The organism is Vibrio sp. R-1 (assembly GCF_035615595.1).
GTDB lineage: Bacteria > Pseudomonadota > Gammaproteobacteria > Enterobacterales > Vibrionaceae > Vibrio > Vibrio cholerae.
Map to the genome: position 1 here is coordinate 1 of NZ_WPDC01000173.1, position 1,794 is coordinate 1,794.

Here is a 1,794-nt window from a genome sequence, read left to right on the forward strand (position 1 = left end):
TGTTTCAAGGGAGTAAAAGGTGACAATCGTAGTAGCTGGTTATAATTTTGGAAAAAACATTTGGAGGGAACTCGATAATATCGAAGACCCTACTGGAATGCGACAAGAAGGCATGTTTGTTATTGCTGATAGTATTATTACAAGCCATAGCTCTAATGGACATTCGCCATTATTATCCGGCTTTAAAAAAATTAAAGAGATACCAATTAAGCTTTGGCAACCTAACTTTATCGGTGAAAGTTTTCACGGATATAATTCAGTATTTCTGCAATTAGAGTGCTTTGTTGCGTTCGCAGGTAGTACTCTAACCTCTCAGCATGTGATAGATCTAATCACGAACCACTTAGCAAACCTACGAATTGATTACCAGAGGCAAGATAGGTTAAGTGAACCGGAGTATGTCGTTCGAAAGCCCTGTGATAAGAATGTACTGATTAATAATGGCTCAAGTTCTTTATATGGTGAAGATATGTTTGTTCCAAGCTTACATTATAATAATATCTTAACTGGTGAATATATTTGTGACGTTGTAGAGCATTCAATTACAACATCTTTAAAGTCAGCTCAGAAGTATAGGTTAGATGAAGTAGCTCTGAGAGAAATGTATTCAGAGTTTATCCTCGGTGTGACATGTCCAGCTTCTAGAAAAGATCATCTAATGAAGTTTACTATGGACAAAAAACTTAATGATGAGGGTGTCTATGAAGTGTTTGCTAAAGGTATACGCATACCTGAAGGTGAAGTAGCAGTGATTGGCATGAGTAAGCGATTTGACAATGCAGCTCAAAAAGCTGCACGAGATGCAATTAAAGCTGGTGAGTCTCTTAAATGTCAAATGGAAACTTTCGTTCTAGAGGCAATCAAAACGATCAATGATGAAGGGTCTTTCCAAATAGCAATGCCGATGGTTTCTAAAGAGCTAAAGAACAACAGAATTTCAAAAAAAGTCCTGACAGAATAAACATAACAAACGGTTCAAGAGGGACAACCAACGCGTGGCATTTTTACTATGCGTTGGGTTTTGTGGTTACGGTGTTATGCGGTAAATTGGTAGTAGCGTTGGTTGCCCCTTAACCGGGCGTTATGTGAATGGTGAAAAAAGGAGAATCGGGTTGATGGAATCTAATGTTTTTGAACGAACTAACATCGGAGAGCCAGAAATAAGCTCAAGGCTGTATAACCTCACAATAGGGGTTGTGCTGTGTTGGGGATTTTGGGTTAATTGGTTAATGGTTGGAAATATCCCCGTTGAGTCAATTACATCTATCAATCCTTGGCTCTTTTTTCTTGGCTATTTTGCAAGCTGTTTCTTTGGGGTTTACTTATTCAGTAAGTCATCAAATCCTTTAGTTAGTTTTGCCGGCTATAACTTTGTAGTTGTACCTTTTGGACTAATCATCAACATAGTCGTATCAAACTATGACCCATCATTAGTTTTGGAAGCGATTAAGGTTACAGGATTAGTGACCGGCATAATGATGTTGCTCGGTACAATGTTTCCGGTTTTCTTCCAAAAAATTTCTGGCGCGTTAACCACTGCATTAATAGCTGTAATTGTTGTTGAGCTTTTTCAAATATTCATACTTGGTATTCACCAGGAGTGGCTGGATTGGGCAGTTGTTATCATATTCTGTGGTTACATTGGCTATGATTGGGGACGAGCAAATCAAATTCCCAAGACAATAGACAATGCAGTTGATAGCGCAGCAGCACTCTACATGGATATCATTAACCTCTTTTTGAGAATCGTTCGGATTATGGGGCGTAAATAAAATTCACATAACAAACGCCTCA

General features: G+C 38.4%; 2 protein-coding genes. Both read left to right on the forward strand.

All coding sequences use genetic code 11. From position 1 onward, the window contains the following. Window positions 1–19 precede the first annotated feature (19 nt). Window positions 20–961 carry a hypothetical protein gene (locus GOU96_RS17345; protein ID WP_267783236.1) on the forward strand — a complete coding sequence of 314 codons (942 nt, stop codon included), beginning with the start codon at window positions 20–22 and terminating at the stop codon, window positions 959–961. 151 nt (window positions 962–1,112) lie between these two features. Beyond that, on the forward strand, window positions 1,113–1,772 hold the full coding sequence (locus tag GOU96_RS17350; RefSeq protein WP_267783238.1) for a Bax inhibitor-1 family protein: 660 nt from the start codon (window positions 1,113–1,115) through the stop codon (window positions 1,770–1,772). Window positions 1,773–1,794: the final 22 nt, after the last annotated feature.